The following is a 16,956-nucleotide window of genomic DNA, read 5'->3' on the forward strand; positions in this document are numbered from 1 at the left end:
TCACGCGCTCCCGCACCCGACTCAGGCGGACGAGCGCTGGGTGACCGCGATGCAGACCAGCACGGCGGCGGCCGTCAGGGGCGCGGCCGGGGTGAGCTGCTCGCCGAGGAGCAGCACCGACCACACCAGTGTGAGCAGCGGCTGCGCCAGCTGCAACTGGCTGGCCTTCGGTATGCCGATGGCCGCCATGCCCCGGTACCAGACGACCAGCCCCAGGAACTGGGACCCGGCCGCCACCCACAACAGCCCGGCCACGCTGTGCGCGGTCAGCAGGGCCGGCTCGTACGACAGGGCCAGCAGTGCGCCCGGCACGCTCAGCGGCAGGCAGAGCACCAGGGCCCAGCCGATGACCTGCCAGCCGGGCATCACCCGGGCCAGTCGGCCGCCCTCGGTGTAGCCGGCCGCGCACACCAGCAGGGCGCCGAAGAGACAGAGGTCGGCCGTGGTGAGGGCGCCGCCGCTCTGGGTCACGGTGAACGCGAGCACCGCGGCGGCTCCGGCGAGGGCGGCGGTCCAGAAGGCGCGCGAGGGACGGGTGCCCATGCGCAGGGCCGAGAACAGTGCGGTCGTCAGCGGGAGCAGACCGACCACGACGGCGGCGTGCGCGGTGGTGGAGGTCTGGAGCGCGAGCGTGGTCAGCATCGGGAAGCCCAGCACGACACCGGCGGCCACGACCGCGAGCCCCGCCCAGTGCCGACGGCCCGGCAGGGGGACCCGCAGGGCCAGCAGACACCCGCCCGCGATGACGGCGGCCAGGGCGCTGCGGACGGCCACCAGGGACCAGGGGCCGAACCCTTCCAGGCCCCAGGCGGTGGCCGGGAAGGTGAGGGAGAAGGCGGTGACACCGAGGGCGGCCTGGAGCGTGCCGCCGGCGCGAAGACGTGGGCCGGGTGGCGGAGCGGCGGGGCCGGTGGCTGCCCGGTCGCCGCCCACCGCTACTGATGTTCCGGCGATAGCGCTACTCTCTACTCTCATGCAAGAGCGTAGCAGCGTTGCGGAACTGGTGGAACAGCTGAGAAAAGAGCTCGACCGCTACTCTGTCGGTGGAAAGCTGCCGTCGAGCCGTGCCCTCGTCGGGCGGTTCCGGGTGAGCCCGGTGACCGTGTCGCGAGCCTTGGCACAGCTGGCCGCCGAGGGGCTGGTGGTGACCCGGCCGGGGGCGGGTGCCTTCCGGGCGAGCCCGCGGGAGCGCGGTACGGCCTCGGTGGGGGACACCTCCTGGCAGGAGGTCGCGCTGAGCGCGGACGGCAGCTCCGAGCCGTCGCCCCGCACGGTGGACGCCTCCGGGGTCCTGGTCTCGCTCGCCTCTCCGCCGCCCGGCGTCATCGAGTTCAACGGCGGCTATCTGCACCCCTCCCTCCAGCCGGAGCAGGCGATGGCCGCCGCCCTGTCCAGGGCCGGGCGGCGGCCCGGGGTGTGGGCGCGGCCGCCGGTCGAGGGGGTGCCGGAGCTGCGCGAGTGGTTCGCGCGGAGCATCGGCGGGGCGATCACCGCGGCCGAGGTGATCGTCGCGGCGGGCGGTCAGTCCGCCCTCACCACCGCGCTGCGCGCCCTCGCGCCCCCAGGGGCGCCCGTCCTCGTCGAATCGCCCACCTACCCCGGCATGCTGGCGATCGCGCGGGCGGCCGGGCTGCGCCCCGTGCCGGTGCCGGTGGACGCGGACGGGGTCAGACCCGCCCTCCTCGCCGACGCGTTCAAGGCGTCCGGGGCGCGGGTCTTCGTCTGCCAGCCGCTCTTCCAGAACCCCACCGGAGCCGCCCTGTCGGCCGACCGCAGGGCAGAGGTGCTGCGGATCGCCCGCGAGGCGGGGGCCTTCGTCGTGGAGGACGACTTCGTACGCCGACTCGCGCACGAGGACGCCGGGCCCCTGCCCCGGCCTCTGGCCGCCGACGACCCGGACGGCGTGGTCGTGCACGTCTCCTCGCTGACCAAGGCGACCTCGCCCAGCTTCCGGGTGGGCGCCCTGGCCGCACGGGGCCCGGTCCTGGAGCGACTGCGCGCCATCCAGGTCGTCGACACCTTCTTCGTGCCGCGCCCCCTTCAGGAGGCCGCACTCGAACTCGTCGGCTCGCCCGCCTGGCCCCGCCATCTTCGCGCCGTTTCGAGGAAGTTGAAGCTCCGTCGGGACGCCCTCACGTCCGCGCTGCGGTCGCGTCTGCCCGAACTCGCCCTGCCCCACATCCCCTCCGGCGGCTACCACCTGTGGCTGCGCCTGCCCGACGGCAAGGACGAAGCGGCCCTGGTCGCCGCCGCCCTGCGCGCGGGCGTCGCCGTCACCCCCGGCCGCCCCTACTTCAGCGCCGAACCCCCGGCCGGGCACCTGCGGTTGAGCTTCGCCGGGGTCGCGGGCGCGGGCGAGATCGCGGAAGGGGTGCGGAGGCTGGAGGAGGCCGTAAAAGGTTCGACAGCGGGCGCCCGGACTGCGAACGTCCTGCCATGAAAGACGAGTTGCAGCCCGCCGTCCCGAGGGGCTACGAGATCTCCGACGATCCCGGACGCATCGACGTCGGACGGGTCCACCACTGGCTGTCCACCGACGCGTACTGGGCCCTCGGCCGCAGCCGCGAGAAGCAGGAGAGCGCGATCCGTGGATCCCGCAACTTCGGTGTGTACGAGGTGGGTTCGCGGGAGCAGGTGGCGTACGCGCGGGTGGTGACCGACGGGGCCACCTTCGCCTGGCTCTGCGATGTCTACGTCGCCCCCTCGGTGCGGGGGAACGGGCTCGGCACCGCCCTGGTCGCGGCCGTGCGCGTGCACCTGCGGCCCTCGGGGCTGCGGCGCCTCCTGCTCGCCACGCACGACGCGCACGGCGTCTACGCGAAGCTCGGGTTCGAGCCGCTCGCCAAGCCCGAGCAGTACATGGCGCTGCTGTTCGACTGAGGGTCGGGTGTGCCGGCGGGTGCCCGGAACCCGAGGTGCGGTACCCCGGGTAACTCCTGAGTAACGGCCTCTTGACCTGCGCAGAACCCCGTTCCACCATCACCGCATGCATCTTCGGGTCACGTTCGTCGCCGCCGCGCGCTGCTCCTCGCTGCTCGCGGAGCGTTTCGAGGACGACCGGCCGCTGGACCAGGCCGGCTGGGACGAGGTGCAGCGCGCCGCCCACGAGCTGGTGCCGCTGGCGGCGGCCGAGCTGCGTTACTGCTCGCCCACGCCGCGCAGCCGGGCCACCGGGGACGCCCTCGGCTACGCGCCGCTGGCCCAGCCCGCACTGCGAGACTGCGACATGGGCCGGTGGCGCGGCTTCACGCTCGGCGAGGCCATGGCGCGGGAGCCCTCGGCCGTGGACGCCTGGCTCGCCGACCCGCACGCGACCCCGCACGGCGGGGAGTCGCTGGTCGGCTTCATCTCCCGCATAGGCGGCTGGCTCGAGACCCGGCCGGTGGGCGCGGGTGGCCGGGTCGTCGCGGTGGCCGAGCCGTCCGTGCTGCGCGCCGCCCTGGTCTACGCCCTGAAGGCCCCGCCGTCGTCGTTCTGGAACATGGACATCCGTCCCCTGTCGACGGTCACGGTCGCGGGCCACGCGGGTCGCTGGAACCTGCGGCTGGGCGCTGCGCAGTGACTGGACGGGCTCAGGCCGGAGGGTCCCGGGTGTAGTCGGTGACCAGCAGTTGGTCCTTCGCGGGGCCGCCCACCCGCCACGTCGTCCGCCAGTGGTCCTCGTCGTACACCGCGAACTCGCCCCGGTAGAGGTCGGCGGCGCAGGGGTGTTCCGTCCGCCAGTGGCCCGTGGTCAGATCCAGGTCGTGGAAGGGGCGGCCGTCGGCGAAGCGGACGTCCGCCGTTCCGGGCGCGGCCCCCGGCAGGAAGCGCAGCGTGCGTTCGGCGGGCCGCGGGACGCCCTGCCAGACGAAGGTTCCGGTCTCCCGGTGCAGGAGGCCACCGCCGTCCAGTGGGCTGAAAACGGTCGTCCCGGAGAACTCCCCTTCCGCGCCGCTGGCCAGATCCCGCACGGACCGTAGGACCCGCCACTCTCCTCGGAGATACGCCGACGCGTCGGGAACTGGCAGGAAACCGCTCATCCGTCCTTCATTTCCGAGACTTTCGGTGCCGTGCGACCCGTTGACGGTGTCTTGGTCACCTCCCTATCTTGCCGTTCGAAGTGCTGATCATCGTTCAGCACTTCGAACAAACTCCTTCCGTCCAGGTAGGTGGCCGCCGCCTCCGTCCCGGCCCCCGCGCATGCCGAGGACATCACCGACTACGCGATCGGCGTCGACCCCAGGGCCAAGGGCGCGAAGATCGACGACACGATGTACGGCGTCTTCTTCGAGGACATCAACCGGGCCGCCGACGGCGGTCTGTACGCCGAGCTCGTGCAGAACCGGTCCTTCGAGTACTCGACCGTCGACAACCGCGCCTGCACCCCCCTCACCTCGTGGGCCGTGGACGGCACCGCGCAGGTCGTGAACGACGCCGGCCGGCTCAACGAGCGCAACCGCAACTACCTCTCCCTGGGCGCCGGTTCGGCCGTCACCAACGCGGGCTGCAACACCGGCGTCCACGTCGAGGAGGGCAAGAAGTACGACTTCTCGGTACGGGCGGCTGGGAGCGCAAGCGCTCGTACCAGTGGAAGGACGCGACGCGGAGCCGTCGGCCCACGCGGCGCAGCCGCAGATGACACGTCCCGCGCCCCTGATCGGGCCTGCGGCCCATCGAGGGCGGCTATGAGCGGCGGCGGGGCTTTCCGGGCTTGCCGCCGCTCCTGGCGTTCCTGCCGCCGGACGAGCCGGCCCGGGGGGTGCGGGCGGTCGGCTTGCCGGTGCCGGGGCGCTTGGGCTTCTGTTGCGCCTTCTGCTGTGGCTTCTTCTCCTCCGGGGGCTTCGCCCGGCCCCGCGAGCTGTTGACCGTGCGTCCCCGGACGATGCCGATGAAGTCCTCGACCATGTCGGTGGTCGCGTCCTGGGGCCAGGACAGGGCGACACGGGACTCGGGGGCGTCCGTGACGGGCCGGTAGGTGAGGTCCCTGCGGTGGTGGAGCCGGGCCAGCGACTGGGGCACGACGAGCAGCCCGATCCCGGCCGCCACCAGCTCGATCGCGTCCGCCGTGGTGGAGGGACGCTCGAACGCGGGCTCTCCCGGCGGGCGTTCCCAGTCGAGGGTGTCGTCCAGGGGATGCAGCACGACCTCGTCCGCCAGGTCCTCGGTGGTCACCTCCTCGACCGCCGCGACGACGTGGTCCTTGGGCACCACGACCACTGTGGTCTCGGTGTAGAGGGGGATCGCGCTGAGGTCGGTGCCGTCCACCGGCAGCCGTACGAAACCGGCGTCGGCCCCGCCGTCCCGCAGCACACCGAACGCCTCGGCGGCGGACACCTGGAGGAGGGTCAGGGGGATGTCGGGCAACCGCTCGTTCCAGATCCGCACCCACTTGGCGGGCGTCACCCCCGGGACGTAGGCGAGCCGGAACGAAGGGAGCGAGGAGGGTGCTTCCGAGCCTGTCACGTGACCAGGCTAACGGGCGGCGCGACGGGCCCGGTCCTCGCCGCCGGGCAGCGGTGCTCCCGGCGCCGAGCAGCGGTGTGGTCGGAGGTCGCGCACGCGCTCGATACCCTTGACCCCATGACGTCGCACCAGACCACCCAGACCATGAAGCCCGCCACCGCGGCGAAGAAGCTGGGTGTGTACCTCCAGGCCACGCCCGCCGAGTTCCAGGAGGGCGTCGTCTCGCGCGCCGAGCTGAGCGCGCTCCAGACGAACCCGCCGGCCTGGCTGGAGGAACTGCGCCGCAACGGCCCCCACCCCCGCCCGGTGGTCGCCGAGAAGCTGGGCGTCTCCATCGCGGGACTGACGCGCGGCGGAGTCACCGAGCCCCTCACCACCGAGCAGATCGAGGCCCTGAAGCAGGACAGCCCCGAGTGGCTGCAGAAGGAGCGCGCCACCCAGGCCGAGGTCCGCAAGGAGGGCGCCCGCATCAAGAAGCGCAACGCCGAGCGGGCGGCCCAGGCGGACGACCGACGCTAGGGTCGCGACGCGGCGGGCGGACGTGGACTGCCGAGGCACCACAACAGCCGCGCGGCGGTGATGCCAGGGGCCGTGTGGCGGTAAGGGGAGGAGCCGTGCGGCGGTCAAACCAGGCCCCGCGGCGGTCAAACCAGGAGCCGCGCGGTGGGAGCCCGGGGCAGGATGCCCCCTGTGGATCCTCTCCTGTGCGGGCTCGCCGGCAATCCGGCGCTGCCGGTCGCGCTGGTCGACGGGCTGATCGCGCTCGCGGACCCCGACATCGACGACGAACTCGCCCGCCGCGACGACCTGGGCCGGGCCCAGGCGATCACGCTGGCCGCGCGGGACGAGGCCAACGGTGCGCTGCTGGCGTACGAGGGCCTGCTGACCGCCGCCGACGTCGACCCCACGGCACAGCCACGCGTCGCCCTCGCCCTGCTGGACGAACGCGCCGGCGACCCCGCGTGGGCCCGCCTCCTCGCCGCGTCCCCGGTCGTCGCACACCGGGAGCGGCTGGCCGCCTGCCCGGGACTGCCGCCGGACGTGGTGGAGACCCTCGCCGCGGACCCGGACGTAGGGGTCGTCGTGGAGCTGGCCCTGTGGGGCGAGCCGGACGTGGCCGCGCGGCTCGCCCGGCATCCACACGCCGAGGTCCGCCGCGCGGTGGCGGCCAACGAGGCGACGCCACCGGAGGTGCTGGCCGCCCTCGTCGGCGGCGAGGCGCTGCCTGTGGCCCGGCACTGCCTGGTCTGCGACCGGGAGGAGCCGCCGTTCGCACACAGCCCGGACTGCCCGCGGCCCGACTGCGAGTTGCGGCCGGGCGCCTCCTGCGACGGCTCCCACGAGTCCACCGCCCTCGACATCCTGCGGGCGGCCCTGGAGAACCCGGCCACACCGGCGGACGCGGCAGCGGGCTTCGCCGACCACCCCTCCATGCTGCTGCGCAGGGCGCTCGCGGCCCGCCCCGGCCTGCCTCCGCAGGCGTACGCGCGGCTGGCCGTGGACCCCACGCCCGGTGTGCGCGCCTACCTCGCCGCGAACCCCGCGATCGACGACACCCTGATCCGCGCGCTGGCCGACGACAGCTCGCCCGACGTGCGGCGCGCGCTCGCGCACAACCCACGCGTGCCGCTCGACGTCCTCGCGGACCTGACCGCCACCACCCGGATCGGTGCCACGCCACTGCCACGGATCGCCTCCGCCACGGCCGCCGAAGTCCAGGAGCTGGCCCGGTCGCCGCACGCCGCCGTACGCGCGCTCCTGGCACGACGGCGTGATCTGCCGGACGGCATTCGTGACGCGCTGGCCGACGATCCCGACGCCAAGGTGGTCGCGGCCGTCGCCGCGCACCCGGGTCTCACCGAGGCCCGGCTGCACGCCATGGTCGACCGGCACAGCGTCCAGGTCCTCACCGGCACGGCGGCCAATCCGGACGCCACCCCGGCCGTCCTGGAGCGCGTGGCACGGCACCGGCCGCCGGTGCGGAAGGCGCTGCGCGAGATCGCCCGGCACCCCGGGCGACGACCCCCGCGCTCCTGCCCTGCCTGGCGGACGAACGGTTCCGGCCCCTCGCCGCCCGCCACCCGGCGCTCCCGCCGGAGGTGGTCGTCGAGCTGCTCTCCGACCCCGCCGCCCCGGTGGCGGAAGCCGCGGCCGCCAACCCGTCCCTGCCGCTCGCCGTGATGGAGGTACTGACCAGGAGGGCGACCGACGGCCAGGCCTCCTGAGAGGGAGGGCCCCGTCAGCGAGGTGCCGGGGTGGCGGGGTGACGGGTCCGGGGCGATCGCGGCCCCGCGTCAGGACGGCGCGAGGACGCAGAACTCGTGGCCCTCCGGGTCGGCCAGGCACGTCCATGGGACCTCGCCCTGACCGACGTCCAGGTCGGTGGCGCCGAGGGCGCGCAGCCGGGCCACCTCGGCCGCCTTGTCGTCACCGGGGTACGGCAGCAGGTCGAGATGGACACGGTCCGGGACGGGAGCGGTGGCGGGCGTGCGGAGGAACTCCAGGTAGGGGCCGACCCCTTGCGCGGAGCGCAGCACGGCCTGGTCGTCGGTCGCCTCGTGCACGGCCCAGTCCGTCGCCCCGCCCCAGAACCTGGCCATGGCCCGCGGATGCGCGCAGTCGACGACCACCGCGGCGACCGGGCCGGTGTCCCGGTAGACCTCCCGGGGCTCCAGCACACAGAACTCGTTGCCCTCGGGGTCGGCGAGGACGGTCCACGGGACGTCGCCCTGGCCCACGTCGACGGGCGTCGCGCCGAGTGCCCGCAGCCGCGCGACCAGCTCCGCCTGGTGCGCCTCGGAAGCGGTGGCGAGATCGAGATGCGTACGGTTCTTCGTCGCCGTCTTGCCTTCGGGGACGGGAACGACGTCGATGCCGACCGCGACCGGGTGCGGCCAGACCAGACCGCCGGCGGGCCCGACATAGGTGGTCACGCCGGGGCTGTAGGCGGTCCAGCCGAGCGCCTCCGCCCAGAACCGTCCGACCGCCCCGGCGTCGAGAGCCTTGATGTTCACTTGAACGGGGCGCAGCGCCATGCCGGCGATCTTATGCGCCCGCTCTCGTCGATGTGACCGAGATTTCTAGTTGACGCATCCTGGTGGGAGCCGTGCAGGTCAGGTCGACTTGGAGAATTCTTGTTGGCACATCCCGAGAGGGATAGTTGGCACCTCAAGGGCATAGATGCTCACTGTGCGTGACTACCGAGGGTGCTGATGTTGGTGATCTAGACAGCACCTGAGTCGATGTCCCGGGCGAGTCGCTGCGCATAGTTGGTGAGAAGTCGGCGAAGGTCCGCGTAGTGACGCAGTGGATCGGGACGGGAGAACTGGAACCATGTGGCGTACCGTCGTGCGGCCCATCGTTGCTGGATTTCGGTGGGTTGTGCGGCTTCGAGCGGGCGGGGAGCGAAGAGGTGCTCGCCTCGCGTGACCAACGTCCAGATGAACACTGAGGCGTTCTGGCGTTTGCGGTCGCCGGTCAGGGTGGATGGCGTCCCTTGACGTGGTGTAGCCGATCACGGTTAGGGAGCACGCGCACCGCGCTTCGCAACGGCCACCGCGACAAGACGATCAGCACCCAGGCCGGCGACCTGGACCTCGCGATCCCCAAGCTGCGGTCGGGGAGCTTCTTCCCCGCGCTGCTGGAGCGGCGCCGCCGCATCGACCAGGCCCTGTATGCGGTCATCATGGAGGCCTACGTCCACGGCGTTTCCACGCGGTCGGTCGACGACCTGGTCAAGGCCCTCGGCGCGGACACCGGGATCTCCAAGAGCGAGGTCTCGCGGATCTGCCAGGACCTGGACGGTCAGCTGACCGCGTTCCGTGCCCGGCCCCTGGACCACGTCCGCTTCCCGTACGTCTATCTGGACGCGACCTACTGCAAGGCGCGGGTCGAGCACCAGATCGTGTCCCGCGCCGTGGTGATCGCCACCGGGATCACCGAGGACGGCGGCCGGGAGGTACTGGGTGTAATGGTCGGCGACAGCGAGACCGAGGTGTTCTGGACCGAGTTCCTGCGTCACCTGCGCGAACGCGGTCTGACCGGGGTCCGGCTCGTCATCGGCGACCACCACCTGGGGTTGGTCGAAGCCATCCGCAAGGTCATGCTCGGGGCCGCCTACCAGCGCTGCAGGGTTCACTTCCTGCGCAACGTGTTCAGCGCGATCGACAAGGAAGCGGCCGAGATGGCCGCCGCCACGATCCGCACGATCTTCGCCCAGCCCACCGCGGATGCGGTCCGCACCCAGCTCGACACCGTCGCCGACATGCTCGGCACACAGTTCCCCGAGGTCAAAGACATGCTGCTGGAGGCGAAGGACGACCTGACCGCCTTCGCCGCCTTCCCGGAGCGACATTGGAAGAAGATCCAGTCCACCAACCCGCTGGAGCGGATCAACCGCGAGGTCAAGCGCCGCACCGACGTCGTCCAGGTCTTCCCCAACGACGATGCACTCCTGCGGCTGGTCACCGCCGTGCTCTTCGAACTGCACGACGAATGGATCGCCTTCCCCTGCCGCTACCTGCCCGAGGGAAGCATGGACCAGCTCTACCCCTCCGAGCGCCCCGAAAGCGCCCCCGCGCTACCCAAGGATCTGTCAGTCCGATTAGTGATCACCGATGCGATGTGGGACCGGATCGAGCCGCTGATGCCGGCCGATCCGACCCGTGGACGACGATGGGCCAACCACCGCCGGACCCTGGAAGCCATCGCGTGGAAGTACCGCACCTGCTCACCCTGGCGCGACCTGCCAGAAGAGCTCGGGCCCTTTCAGACCGCCCACAAACGCCTGATCAGGTGGGCAATGGACGGCACATGGGAACGGGTCCTCGCGGCGGTCCTTGCAGCGGCGGACGCCGATGACGACGTGGGCTGGACCGTCTCGGTGGACTCCACCGTCTGCCGGGCTCACCAGCATTCGGCCGGAGCCAGGAAAAGGGGGCGCCCCGTCGGTCCGAGCCCGAGGGCCACGCACTCGGACGCTCCCGCGGTGGCTTGAGCACGAAGGTCCACCTGGTCAGTGACAGCCGGGCACGGCCTCTGTCCCTCCACGTCACCGCGGGCCAGGCCGGTGATGCCCCGGCCTTCGAGGCGGTCATGGCCGGAATCCGGATCCCGCGGAGCGGACTCGGCAGGCCAAGAACCCGCCCTGCGGTCGTGCTCGCGGATCGCGCCTACTCTTCCCGTGCGATGCGTCGCCACCTCCGGCGACGCGGCATCCGCGCGGTCATCCCGCAGCCCGCCGACCAGATCGGCCACCGTCTGCGGCGAGGCCGCGCCGGAGGCCGCCCGCCCGGCTTCGACGCCGAGACATACAAGGAGCGCAATACCCGTCGAGCGGTGCATCTCCCGACTCAAGCAGTGGCGCGGCCTCGCAATGCGGACGGACAAGCTCGTCATCGCATACCAGGCCGCACTCCACCTTGCTGCCCTCTTCATCTGGACCCGGCGCTGAGTCCGAAGGATTCGTCAGGCCAGCGCGTGGACGACGAGCCGGTTCTGATCTCCGTCAAAGATGCTGGCCAGGACGTTGGCCTCCCGACGGTCCCCATTGAAGAGATTTCGCTGGTCGATGTGCACGGTCAGAAACGTACCCACGATGAGAGTCCACGAACGAGAGGAACCCCAGCCGACGCGCGGCTGGGGTTCCTCAAGGCGGTGAGTATCGGTCAGCAGGTGGAGTCGCCCACGTCGTGGACAGCTCGTCCACGTCGGCGGACCGCACCCCATCGCGATCACCGTGGATCAGGCGGGTCAGCGCTGCAGGGTGAGCAGGCCCGGCCGGTACGGCAGTTGCATGTACTTGGTGCCCGGCGGGACGTCCTTGAGGAGGCCCTGGTAGAGGAACTGCAGGTTGCAGGGGTCGATGGTCATGGTCTGGTCGGGGTTGTTGCGGATCAGGTCACCGTGGCTGACGCCCTGGGCCCAGTCGGAACCGCTGTTGGCCTGGCCCGCGAAGGGGCTGCTCTCGCTGCCGGCCTGGACGGTCCACGGGCCGTCCAGGCTGGAGGCGGTGAACGAGCGGAAGTAGCGGTTGGTACCCGACGCCTCAACGATCATGAGGTACTGGTTCCGGCCCTGGACCTTGTAGACCTCCGGCGCCTCGAACAGAAGGTCCGTTTCGTCGCTCATGACCGTCGTGTACGAGGAGCCGAAGCTGCTGGGGAAGTTCGCGAGCGGCATGCTCGTCCGGTAGATCTTGCCGTTGTCACCGGCGAAGAACATGTACATGTTCTGGTTGTCGGCGATCAGGGTCGCGTCGAGCGGGGCGTCTTCCTTGTTCGGATCGGGGTTCGGGGGAAGGGTGCCGGTGAACAGCGACTGCGGGGCGGACCAGCTGTTGGGGTCGGTGGGGTCGCTGGACGTGCTGTAGAGGAACGCCGGCCACTGGTACACCATCACCCAGATGTTCTTGGTCGAGAGGTAGAACAGTTCGGGCGCCACCGCGGTGTGGTTCGTCTTGGTCTGGGTGGCCGCCCCCATGTCCGACCAGTTCGTGAAGGGACTGAACATCGTCGAGCCCCACCCGCTTTCGTTGGCGGTGGTCGCGTAGACCACGTGCCTGCCGTTGTACTTCACGGTGGCGAAGTCCTTCACCGCGGACTGCCCGTTCGCCGGCTCCGCCAGCGGACCCGTCGAGGTCCAGCGGTAGGTCGACGGAAGAGCACACGCGTTGCTCGCCCCGGACAGGCCGGTCCACTGCTGGTTGGTGCCGCCGTGGCACGACCAGATCTGCACTCCCGTGCCGTTGGCCTTGCCCCAGCCCGAGACCTCCAGGCACAGCCCGGACCGCACGCCGACGATCGTGCCGTCGGGGTTCACCCGCCATTGCTGGTTGTCACTGCCGTTGCAGGTCCAGATCTGCACCGGGGTCCCGGACGTGGTGGCGCCGCCCCGGACATCCAGGCACTTGTTGCCGTACACGGTCAGCTGGTCACTGTCCGTCAGCGTCCACTGCTGGTTGGTTCCGCCGTGGCAGTCCCAGATGTGCACGTTTCCGCCGTCGGTCTGGCTGAAGCCCTCCACATCGAGGCAGCGGCCGGAGTCAACACCGCGCACGTCGCTGGTGGTGGCCGCCTGGGCCGGGCTGGCGACGAGCAGCGCCGCCAATGCGGCCAGGGCCGCGACCGCGGCGGCGAGCACCGCGGACGGGCGTCTGAGGCTGAAACTACGTTTGTGCATAAGGACCTCGTCATCCTTGAGCAAGCGACTCCGGTTCGGCCCGTCAGGGGCTGTCCGGGGGCGGGTGTGATGCGACCCCCGCTGTCCGATATGTCGAACAAGGGTCGAAGTGTCGAGCAAACTGGATAATAGGGTTCCGGTGATCAGCGTCAATACCTCTCGCACAATTCGTTCGGGCGGAAACGTTCGCAGGCTGAAACCAGGCGGCTTCAAGTTCCGTGGTTGTACGGGTCTTTGGCATGAGGGGCAGGTAGCGGTGCGGGTGCGGACTTGGTGATCATTACGGACCCCGACCAGGCCGCTGACCTGAGCCTCTGGTTCGGCTCGGTGTCCGACCCGCGCTCGCGGCGGGGCCTGTGGCACTCACTGACGCCGGTCCGGTCGGCGTGTGCCCGCGGCGGTCGTCTGCGGTGCGGGGAGCGTCGAGACTCGCCGAGCGGGGTGCGTGGGCCTCGGGTGGGCCGTTCACGGGCCTTCGCTGTGGGCCGTCACCTGCTCGGGTGGCGGCGTATCACCGTCCTCGGCGGCGATCAGGCGTGTGCCGGGGGCTGTTGACGGCGACGCCCGGACCGGGCGGTGGCTGCCTACCTTGCCGACCGGCACCACGCCACCGACCAGCACCGCGGGGATCGTCGGCGTCCGCACCCGCAGTTACCGGTAGTTCGTTAAATCCGGCGGTGGTGTGGGTTGACGACGGGTCGGGTTGGTCGTAGGCCGGTGATAGGGGCCAACTGCCGTGCTGGGGGCTGAAGATAACTGCTCGCCGTCCGTGTCCGCCTGCGCCGGGGCCGCTGGAGGACTACGCGGCCCAGTTCGACGACCTCTTCTTCAGCCTGGCCCAGCGGCGAGGGTTGCGTGAGTATCTGACCGGGCTGCTGGCGCCGCGAGAGCCGAACAGGACGATCACCTGCCTGGCAGGGGCGGAGCCAGTGGCCGGTGCGGGGAAGCCGGGGGTGCAGCGGCTGCAGTTCTTCCTGTCCGAGTCGCCCTGGGAGGCCGAGCAGATCAACGACCGGCGGCTTGAACTGCTGCGCAAGGAGCCGGCGACCGCTCCGCACGACGGCGGGGTCATCGTGATCGACGACTCCGGGGACCGCAAGGACGGCACCGCGACCGCGAATGTGGGCCGGCAGTGGCTGGGCCGGTACGGCAAGACCGACAACGGCATCGTCACGGTGACCACGGTGTGGACCGACGGCCGCGTGTACTACCCGCTGCACGCGACTCCCTGCACCCCTGCCCATCACTCCGCCCGCGGCCGGTCCGATCCGGCTTTCCGCACGAAACCCCAGCTGGCCGCTGCCCTCGCGGCCCGCGGGAAGGAGGCTGGCTTTTCCTGCCGGGCGGTGGTCGCCGACTACGCCTACTGAAGTCAGCGACGACTGGGATCTCGCACTGCGCGCGGCCGGCCTGGCCTACGTGGTCGCGCTCGAGCCGCACCGCGGTACCTGGGCTCAGGCCGACCAGCCGCACACCCCCATCGAGGCCGCGCATGCCCTGACCTGGCGTGATGCCAGACATCCAGGCGACTGGACGCCCGTTGAGCGTCACTTGCGCGACGGGCGCAGTGAGAGGTGGGCCGCTGATGCCCGCCTGGGCGGCTACGGCCCCGACTCACCCTGCCGCCTGGTCGTGGCCACCACCGATCCGGCCGCCCTGCCGGAGAAGGCCACCTGGTACCTGGCCGCCAACCTGCCCCACCCCCACGCACCCCACGCCGCCACCGGCCCGCACCCGCCCGCCGACCTGGCCGAGATCGTGCGCCTCTACGGCCTGCGGCCGTGGATCGAGCAGAGCTACAAGCAGATCAAGGACGAACTGGGCTGGGCCGACTTCCAAGTCCGCTCCGACCGCACCATCCGCCGCCACCAGACCCTGGTCAACTGAGCCTTCTCCTTCTGCTGGGATCAGTGGTTCACCCCACCCGGGCCCCTGGACGCCAGCGCGCCGGGCGGAACTTGAAGCCGCCTGGTTTCAGCCTGCGAACGTTTCCGCCCGAACGAATTGTGCGAGAGGTATTGACGCTGATCACCGGAACCCTATTATCCAGTTTGCTCGACACTTCGACCCTTGTTCGACATATCGGACAGCGGGGGTCGCATCACACCCGCCCCCGGACAGCCCCTGACGGGCCGAACCGGAGTCGCTTGCTCAAGGATGACGAGGTCCTTATGCACAAACGTAGTTTCAGCCTCAGACGCCCGTCCGCGGTGCTCGCCGCCGCGGTCGCGGCCCTGGCCGCATTGGCGGCGCTGCTCGTCGCCAGCCCGGCCCAGGCGGCCACCACCAGCGACGTGCGCGGTGTTGACTCCGGCCGCTGCCTCGATGTGGAGGGCTTCAGCCAGACCGACGGCGGAAACGTGCACATCTGGGACTGCCACGGCGGAACCAACCAGCAGTGGACGCTGACGGACAGTGACCAGCTGACCGTGTACGGCAACAAGTGCCTGGATGTCCGGGGCGGCGCCACCACGTCCGGGACCCCGGTGCAGATCTGGACCTGCAACGGCAGTGACAACCAGCAATGGCGGGTGAACCCCGACGGCACGATCGTCGGCGTGCGGTCCGGGCTGTGCCTGGAGGTCTCGGGCTGGGGCAAGGCCAACGGCACGGGAGTGCAGATCTGGTCGTGCCACGGCGGCACCAACCAGCAGTGGACCGGCCTGTCCGGGGCGAGCAACGCGTGTGCTCTTCCGTCGACCTACCGCTGGACCTCGACGGGTCCGCTGGCGGAGCCGAAGGCGGGGTGGGCCTCGCTCAAGGACTTCACCAGCGTCGTCCACAACGGCAAGCACGTCGTCTATGCCACGACGCACGACACCGTCGCCGGTGAGAATGGGCGCTGGGGATTGACGACCTTCAGCCCCTTCACGAACTGGTCCGACATGGCCACCGCCACCCAGAACAAGATTCCCTTCGACGGCATCGCGCCGACGCTGTTCTACTTCGCCCCGAAGAACATCTGGGTGCTCGCCTACAACGGGGGTTGGCCCTACAGCTTCTCCTACCGCACCTCGACCGACCCCACCAACCCCAACGGCTGGGGCCCGCAGCAGGATCTCTTCACGACCACCCTCCCGGACGTTGTGGATCCCGACGGCACGCGCCGGAAGAGTGGCCCCCTCGACGTGACCCTCATCGGCGACGACGCGAACATGTACATGTTCTTCGCCGACGACGAGGGCGGCATCTACCGCGCCAGCATGCCCATCGGCAACTTCCCGGGCACCTTCGGTTCGTTCACGAAGATCATGAGCGACACGGCGCTCAACCTGTTCGAGGCGCCGGAGGTCTACAAGGTCCAGGGCCAGAACCAGTACCTCATGATCGTCGAGGCCCAGAACTACACGGGGTATGGTCGCTACTTCCGCTCGTTCACGGCCACCAGCCTCAACGGCACGTGGACACCGTCACCGCAGGCCAACACCGTGACCAGCCCCTTCGCCGGCAGTGCCAACAGCGGCACGGCCTGGACCAGGGACATCAGCCACGGCGATGTGGTTCGCACCAACCCCGACCAGACCAAGACCATCGACCCCTGCAACCTGGAGTTCCTCTACCAGGGGCGCGACCCCAGCACCGACGGCGGGGACTACGGCACCCTGCCGTACCGGCCGGGCGTGCTGACACTGCAGCGCTAGCCGGTGGCGCGACACAGGTCCGGCTCCGGTGTTCCTGACGCTCGCGGGCAACGACGTACGCCGAACCGGGTGAGCGTCACAGCGAGCGATCAGGAACGGGTGGAGTTGGAGCGGCGGGCTCGGCGCAAGGCCGAGCCCGCCCGTGCACGCGGAGAACCCGGATGGTGGCGGCCTCGTCCTGGTCGACCACGAGACGCGGAACGTGTCGAGCCTGGTGAGTCGGTCGGTTTCAGGGTTCCTCGAGTGAGCCGGGGTCGCCGGCGTCCGAGGTGATCACTGGGCGGCGGCGTCGGTCGTCCGGCTGGTTGATCCACACGTTGGTGGGGAGCGCAAGGGACAGAGCCCGTCCGTCGCCAGCATCTACCGGGCCCTCGCCGAACAGGAGAAGACCCAGGCGTACCCCGAGGCCGTCGAGACAGCACACGCCGACTTCGCCGCCCTTCAGCAGCGCGACCGCAGCCCCAAGTAGTTACTCAGCGCTACACCACCTGGCGGTAGCTATACGAGAACAGGGCCGTCGCGGTGGCGGCGGCCGCCGTCTGTCTTTGTGTGCGGCCGGAAGCATGTGATGGTTCGCGCCGTCGAGGTGGAAAGGGAGCCCTGGCGTGTCACCGGGGCACCGGGTCACGGGGTCACCGGGTCCGGTGAGACGGTGCGACCGCGTCTCGGCAAAAAATGATTGAGATGGCAA

General features: G+C 70.7%; 13 protein-coding genes and 4 pseudogenes. 11 read left to right on the plus strand and 6 right to left on the minus strand.

The features are described 5' to 3' along the window. Positions 1 to 21 precede the first annotated feature (21 nt). Complete coding sequence (locus E4N62_RS27715; protein ID WP_230219063.1) at positions 22 to 975, minus strand: DMT family transporter; 954 nt, start codon at positions 973 to 975, stop codon at positions 22 to 24. Here E4N62_RS27715 and E4N62_RS27720 point away from each other — a divergent pair. The 3 genes from E4N62_RS27720 (at position 974) to E4N62_RS27730 (ending at position 3,562) form a co-directional block, all read left to right on the plus strand. Next, positions 974 to 2,440, plus strand: a complete 1,467-nt coding sequence (locus E4N62_RS27720; protein ID WP_230219065.1) for a PLP-dependent aminotransferase family protein — start codon at positions 974 to 976, stop codon at positions 2,438 to 2,440. The genes E4N62_RS27715 and E4N62_RS27720 overlap by 2 nt on opposite strands. Continuing rightward, the gene (locus E4N62_RS27725; RefSeq protein ID WP_230219067.1) at positions 2,437 to 2,880 is read left to right on the plus strand and encodes a GNAT family N-acetyltransferase; all 444 of its coding nucleotides are present in this window, start codon (positions 2,437 to 2,439) and stop codon (positions 2,878 to 2,880) included. The genes E4N62_RS27720 and E4N62_RS27725 overlap by 4 nt, the downstream gene beginning before the upstream one ends. 106 nt (positions 2,881 to 2,986) lie before the next feature. Beyond that, positions 2,987 to 3,562: a histidine phosphatase family protein gene (locus E4N62_RS27730; protein ID WP_230219069.1), complete on the plus strand. Its 576-nt coding sequence runs from the start codon at positions 2,987 to 2,989 to the stop codon at positions 3,560 to 3,562. A gap of 10 nt (positions 3,563 to 3,572) precedes the next feature. Here the strand turns inward: E4N62_RS27730 and E4N62_RS27735 are convergent, their stop codons facing one another. Next, positions 3,573 to 4,022, minus strand: a complete 450-nt coding sequence (locus E4N62_RS27735) for a DUF6314 family protein (protein ID WP_230219071.1) — start codon at positions 4,020 to 4,022, stop codon at positions 3,573 to 3,575. 129 nt (positions 4,023 to 4,151) lie between these two features. Between E4N62_RS27735 and E4N62_RS27740 the strand changes: the two are divergent. Further along, positions 4,152 to 4,568, plus strand: a pseudogene (locus E4N62_RS27740) (carbohydrate binding domain-containing protein); the annotation flags it as partial. 97 nt (positions 4,569 to 4,665) lie between these two features. On the opposite strand, the gene E4N62_RS27745 reads toward E4N62_RS27740, so the two are convergent. Beyond that, complete coding sequence (locus E4N62_RS27745) at positions 4,666 to 5,445, minus strand: LysR family transcriptional regulator substrate-binding protein (protein WP_230219073.1); 780 nt, start codon at positions 5,443 to 5,445, stop codon at positions 4,666 to 4,668. Positions 5,446 to 5,562: 117 nt separating this feature from the next. On the opposite strand from E4N62_RS27745, the gene E4N62_RS27750 reads away from it, so the two are divergent. Together E4N62_RS27750 and E4N62_RS27755 are read left to right on the plus strand one after the other, a co-directional pair. After that, positions 5,563 to 5,964, plus strand: coding sequence for a DUF5997 family protein (locus tag E4N62_RS27750; protein ID WP_230219075.1), 402 nt, complete (start codon positions 5,563 to 5,565; stop codon positions 5,962 to 5,964). 171 nt (positions 5,965 to 6,135) lie between these two features. Next, positions 6,136 to 7,670, plus strand: a pseudogene (locus E4N62_RS27755) (hypothetical protein). A 69-nt stretch (positions 7,671 to 7,739) separates the two neighbouring features. On the opposite strand, the gene E4N62_RS27760 reads toward E4N62_RS27755, so the two are convergent. Beyond that, positions 7,740 to 8,480 carry a VOC family protein gene (locus E4N62_RS27760; RefSeq protein ID WP_230219076.1) on the minus strand — a complete coding sequence of 247 codons (741 nt, stop codon included), beginning with the start codon at positions 8,478 to 8,480 and terminating at the stop codon, positions 7,740 to 7,742. A 494-nt stretch (positions 8,481 to 8,974) separates the two neighbouring features. On the opposite strand from E4N62_RS27760, the pseudogene E4N62_RS27765 reads away from it, so the two are divergent. Next, positions 8,975 to 10,006 (plus strand): annotated as a pseudogene (locus tag E4N62_RS27765) (IS256 family transposase); the annotation flags it as partial. 30 nt (positions 10,007 to 10,036) lie between these two features. Then, positions 10,037 to 10,897, plus strand: a pseudogene (locus E4N62_RS27770) (IS5 family transposase). Positions 10,898 to 10,911: 14 nt separating this feature from the next. Here the strand turns inward: E4N62_RS27770 and E4N62_RS48195 are convergent. Together E4N62_RS48195 and E4N62_RS27775 are read right to left on the minus strand one after the other, a co-directional pair. Continuing rightward, entirely contained in the window at positions 10,912 to 11,040 is a 129-nt protein-coding gene (locus E4N62_RS48195) for a hypothetical protein (RefSeq protein WP_268269892.1), read from the minus strand. 156 nt (positions 11,041 to 11,196) lie between these two features. Beyond that, complete coding sequence (locus E4N62_RS27775; RefSeq protein ID WP_230219077.1) at positions 11,197 to 12,624, minus strand: non-reducing end alpha-L-arabinofuranosidase family hydrolase; 1,428 nt, start codon at positions 12,622 to 12,624, stop codon at positions 11,197 to 11,199. 851 nt (positions 12,625 to 13,475) lie between these two features. Here E4N62_RS27775 and E4N62_RS27780 point away from each other — a divergent pair. From E4N62_RS27780 to E4N62_RS27790, 3 genes are all read left to right on the plus strand, one after another. Next, entirely contained in the window at positions 13,476 to 13,994 is a 519-nt protein-coding gene (locus tag E4N62_RS27780) for a transposase (protein WP_230219078.1), read from the plus strand. 49 nt (positions 13,995 to 14,043) lie between these two features. Next, positions 14,044 to 14,511 (plus strand): hypothetical protein, encoded by a 468-nt coding sequence (locus E4N62_RS27785; RefSeq protein ID WP_230219079.1) that lies wholly within the window; start codon positions 14,044 to 14,046, stop codon positions 14,509 to 14,511. Positions 14,512 to 14,795: 284 nt separating this feature from the next. After that, the gene (locus tag E4N62_RS27790; RefSeq protein WP_230219082.1) at positions 14,796 to 16,265 is read left to right on the plus strand and encodes a non-reducing end alpha-L-arabinofuranosidase family hydrolase; all 1,470 of its coding nucleotides are present in this window, start codon (positions 14,796 to 14,798) and stop codon (positions 16,263 to 16,265) included. Positions 16,266 to 16,956 lie beyond the last annotated feature (691 nt).

Origin of the sequence: Streptomyces sp. MNU76 (genome assembly GCF_020982545.1) — a bacterium.
Classification (GTDB): Bacteria; Actinomycetota; Actinomycetes; order Streptomycetales; family Streptomycetaceae; genus Streptomyces.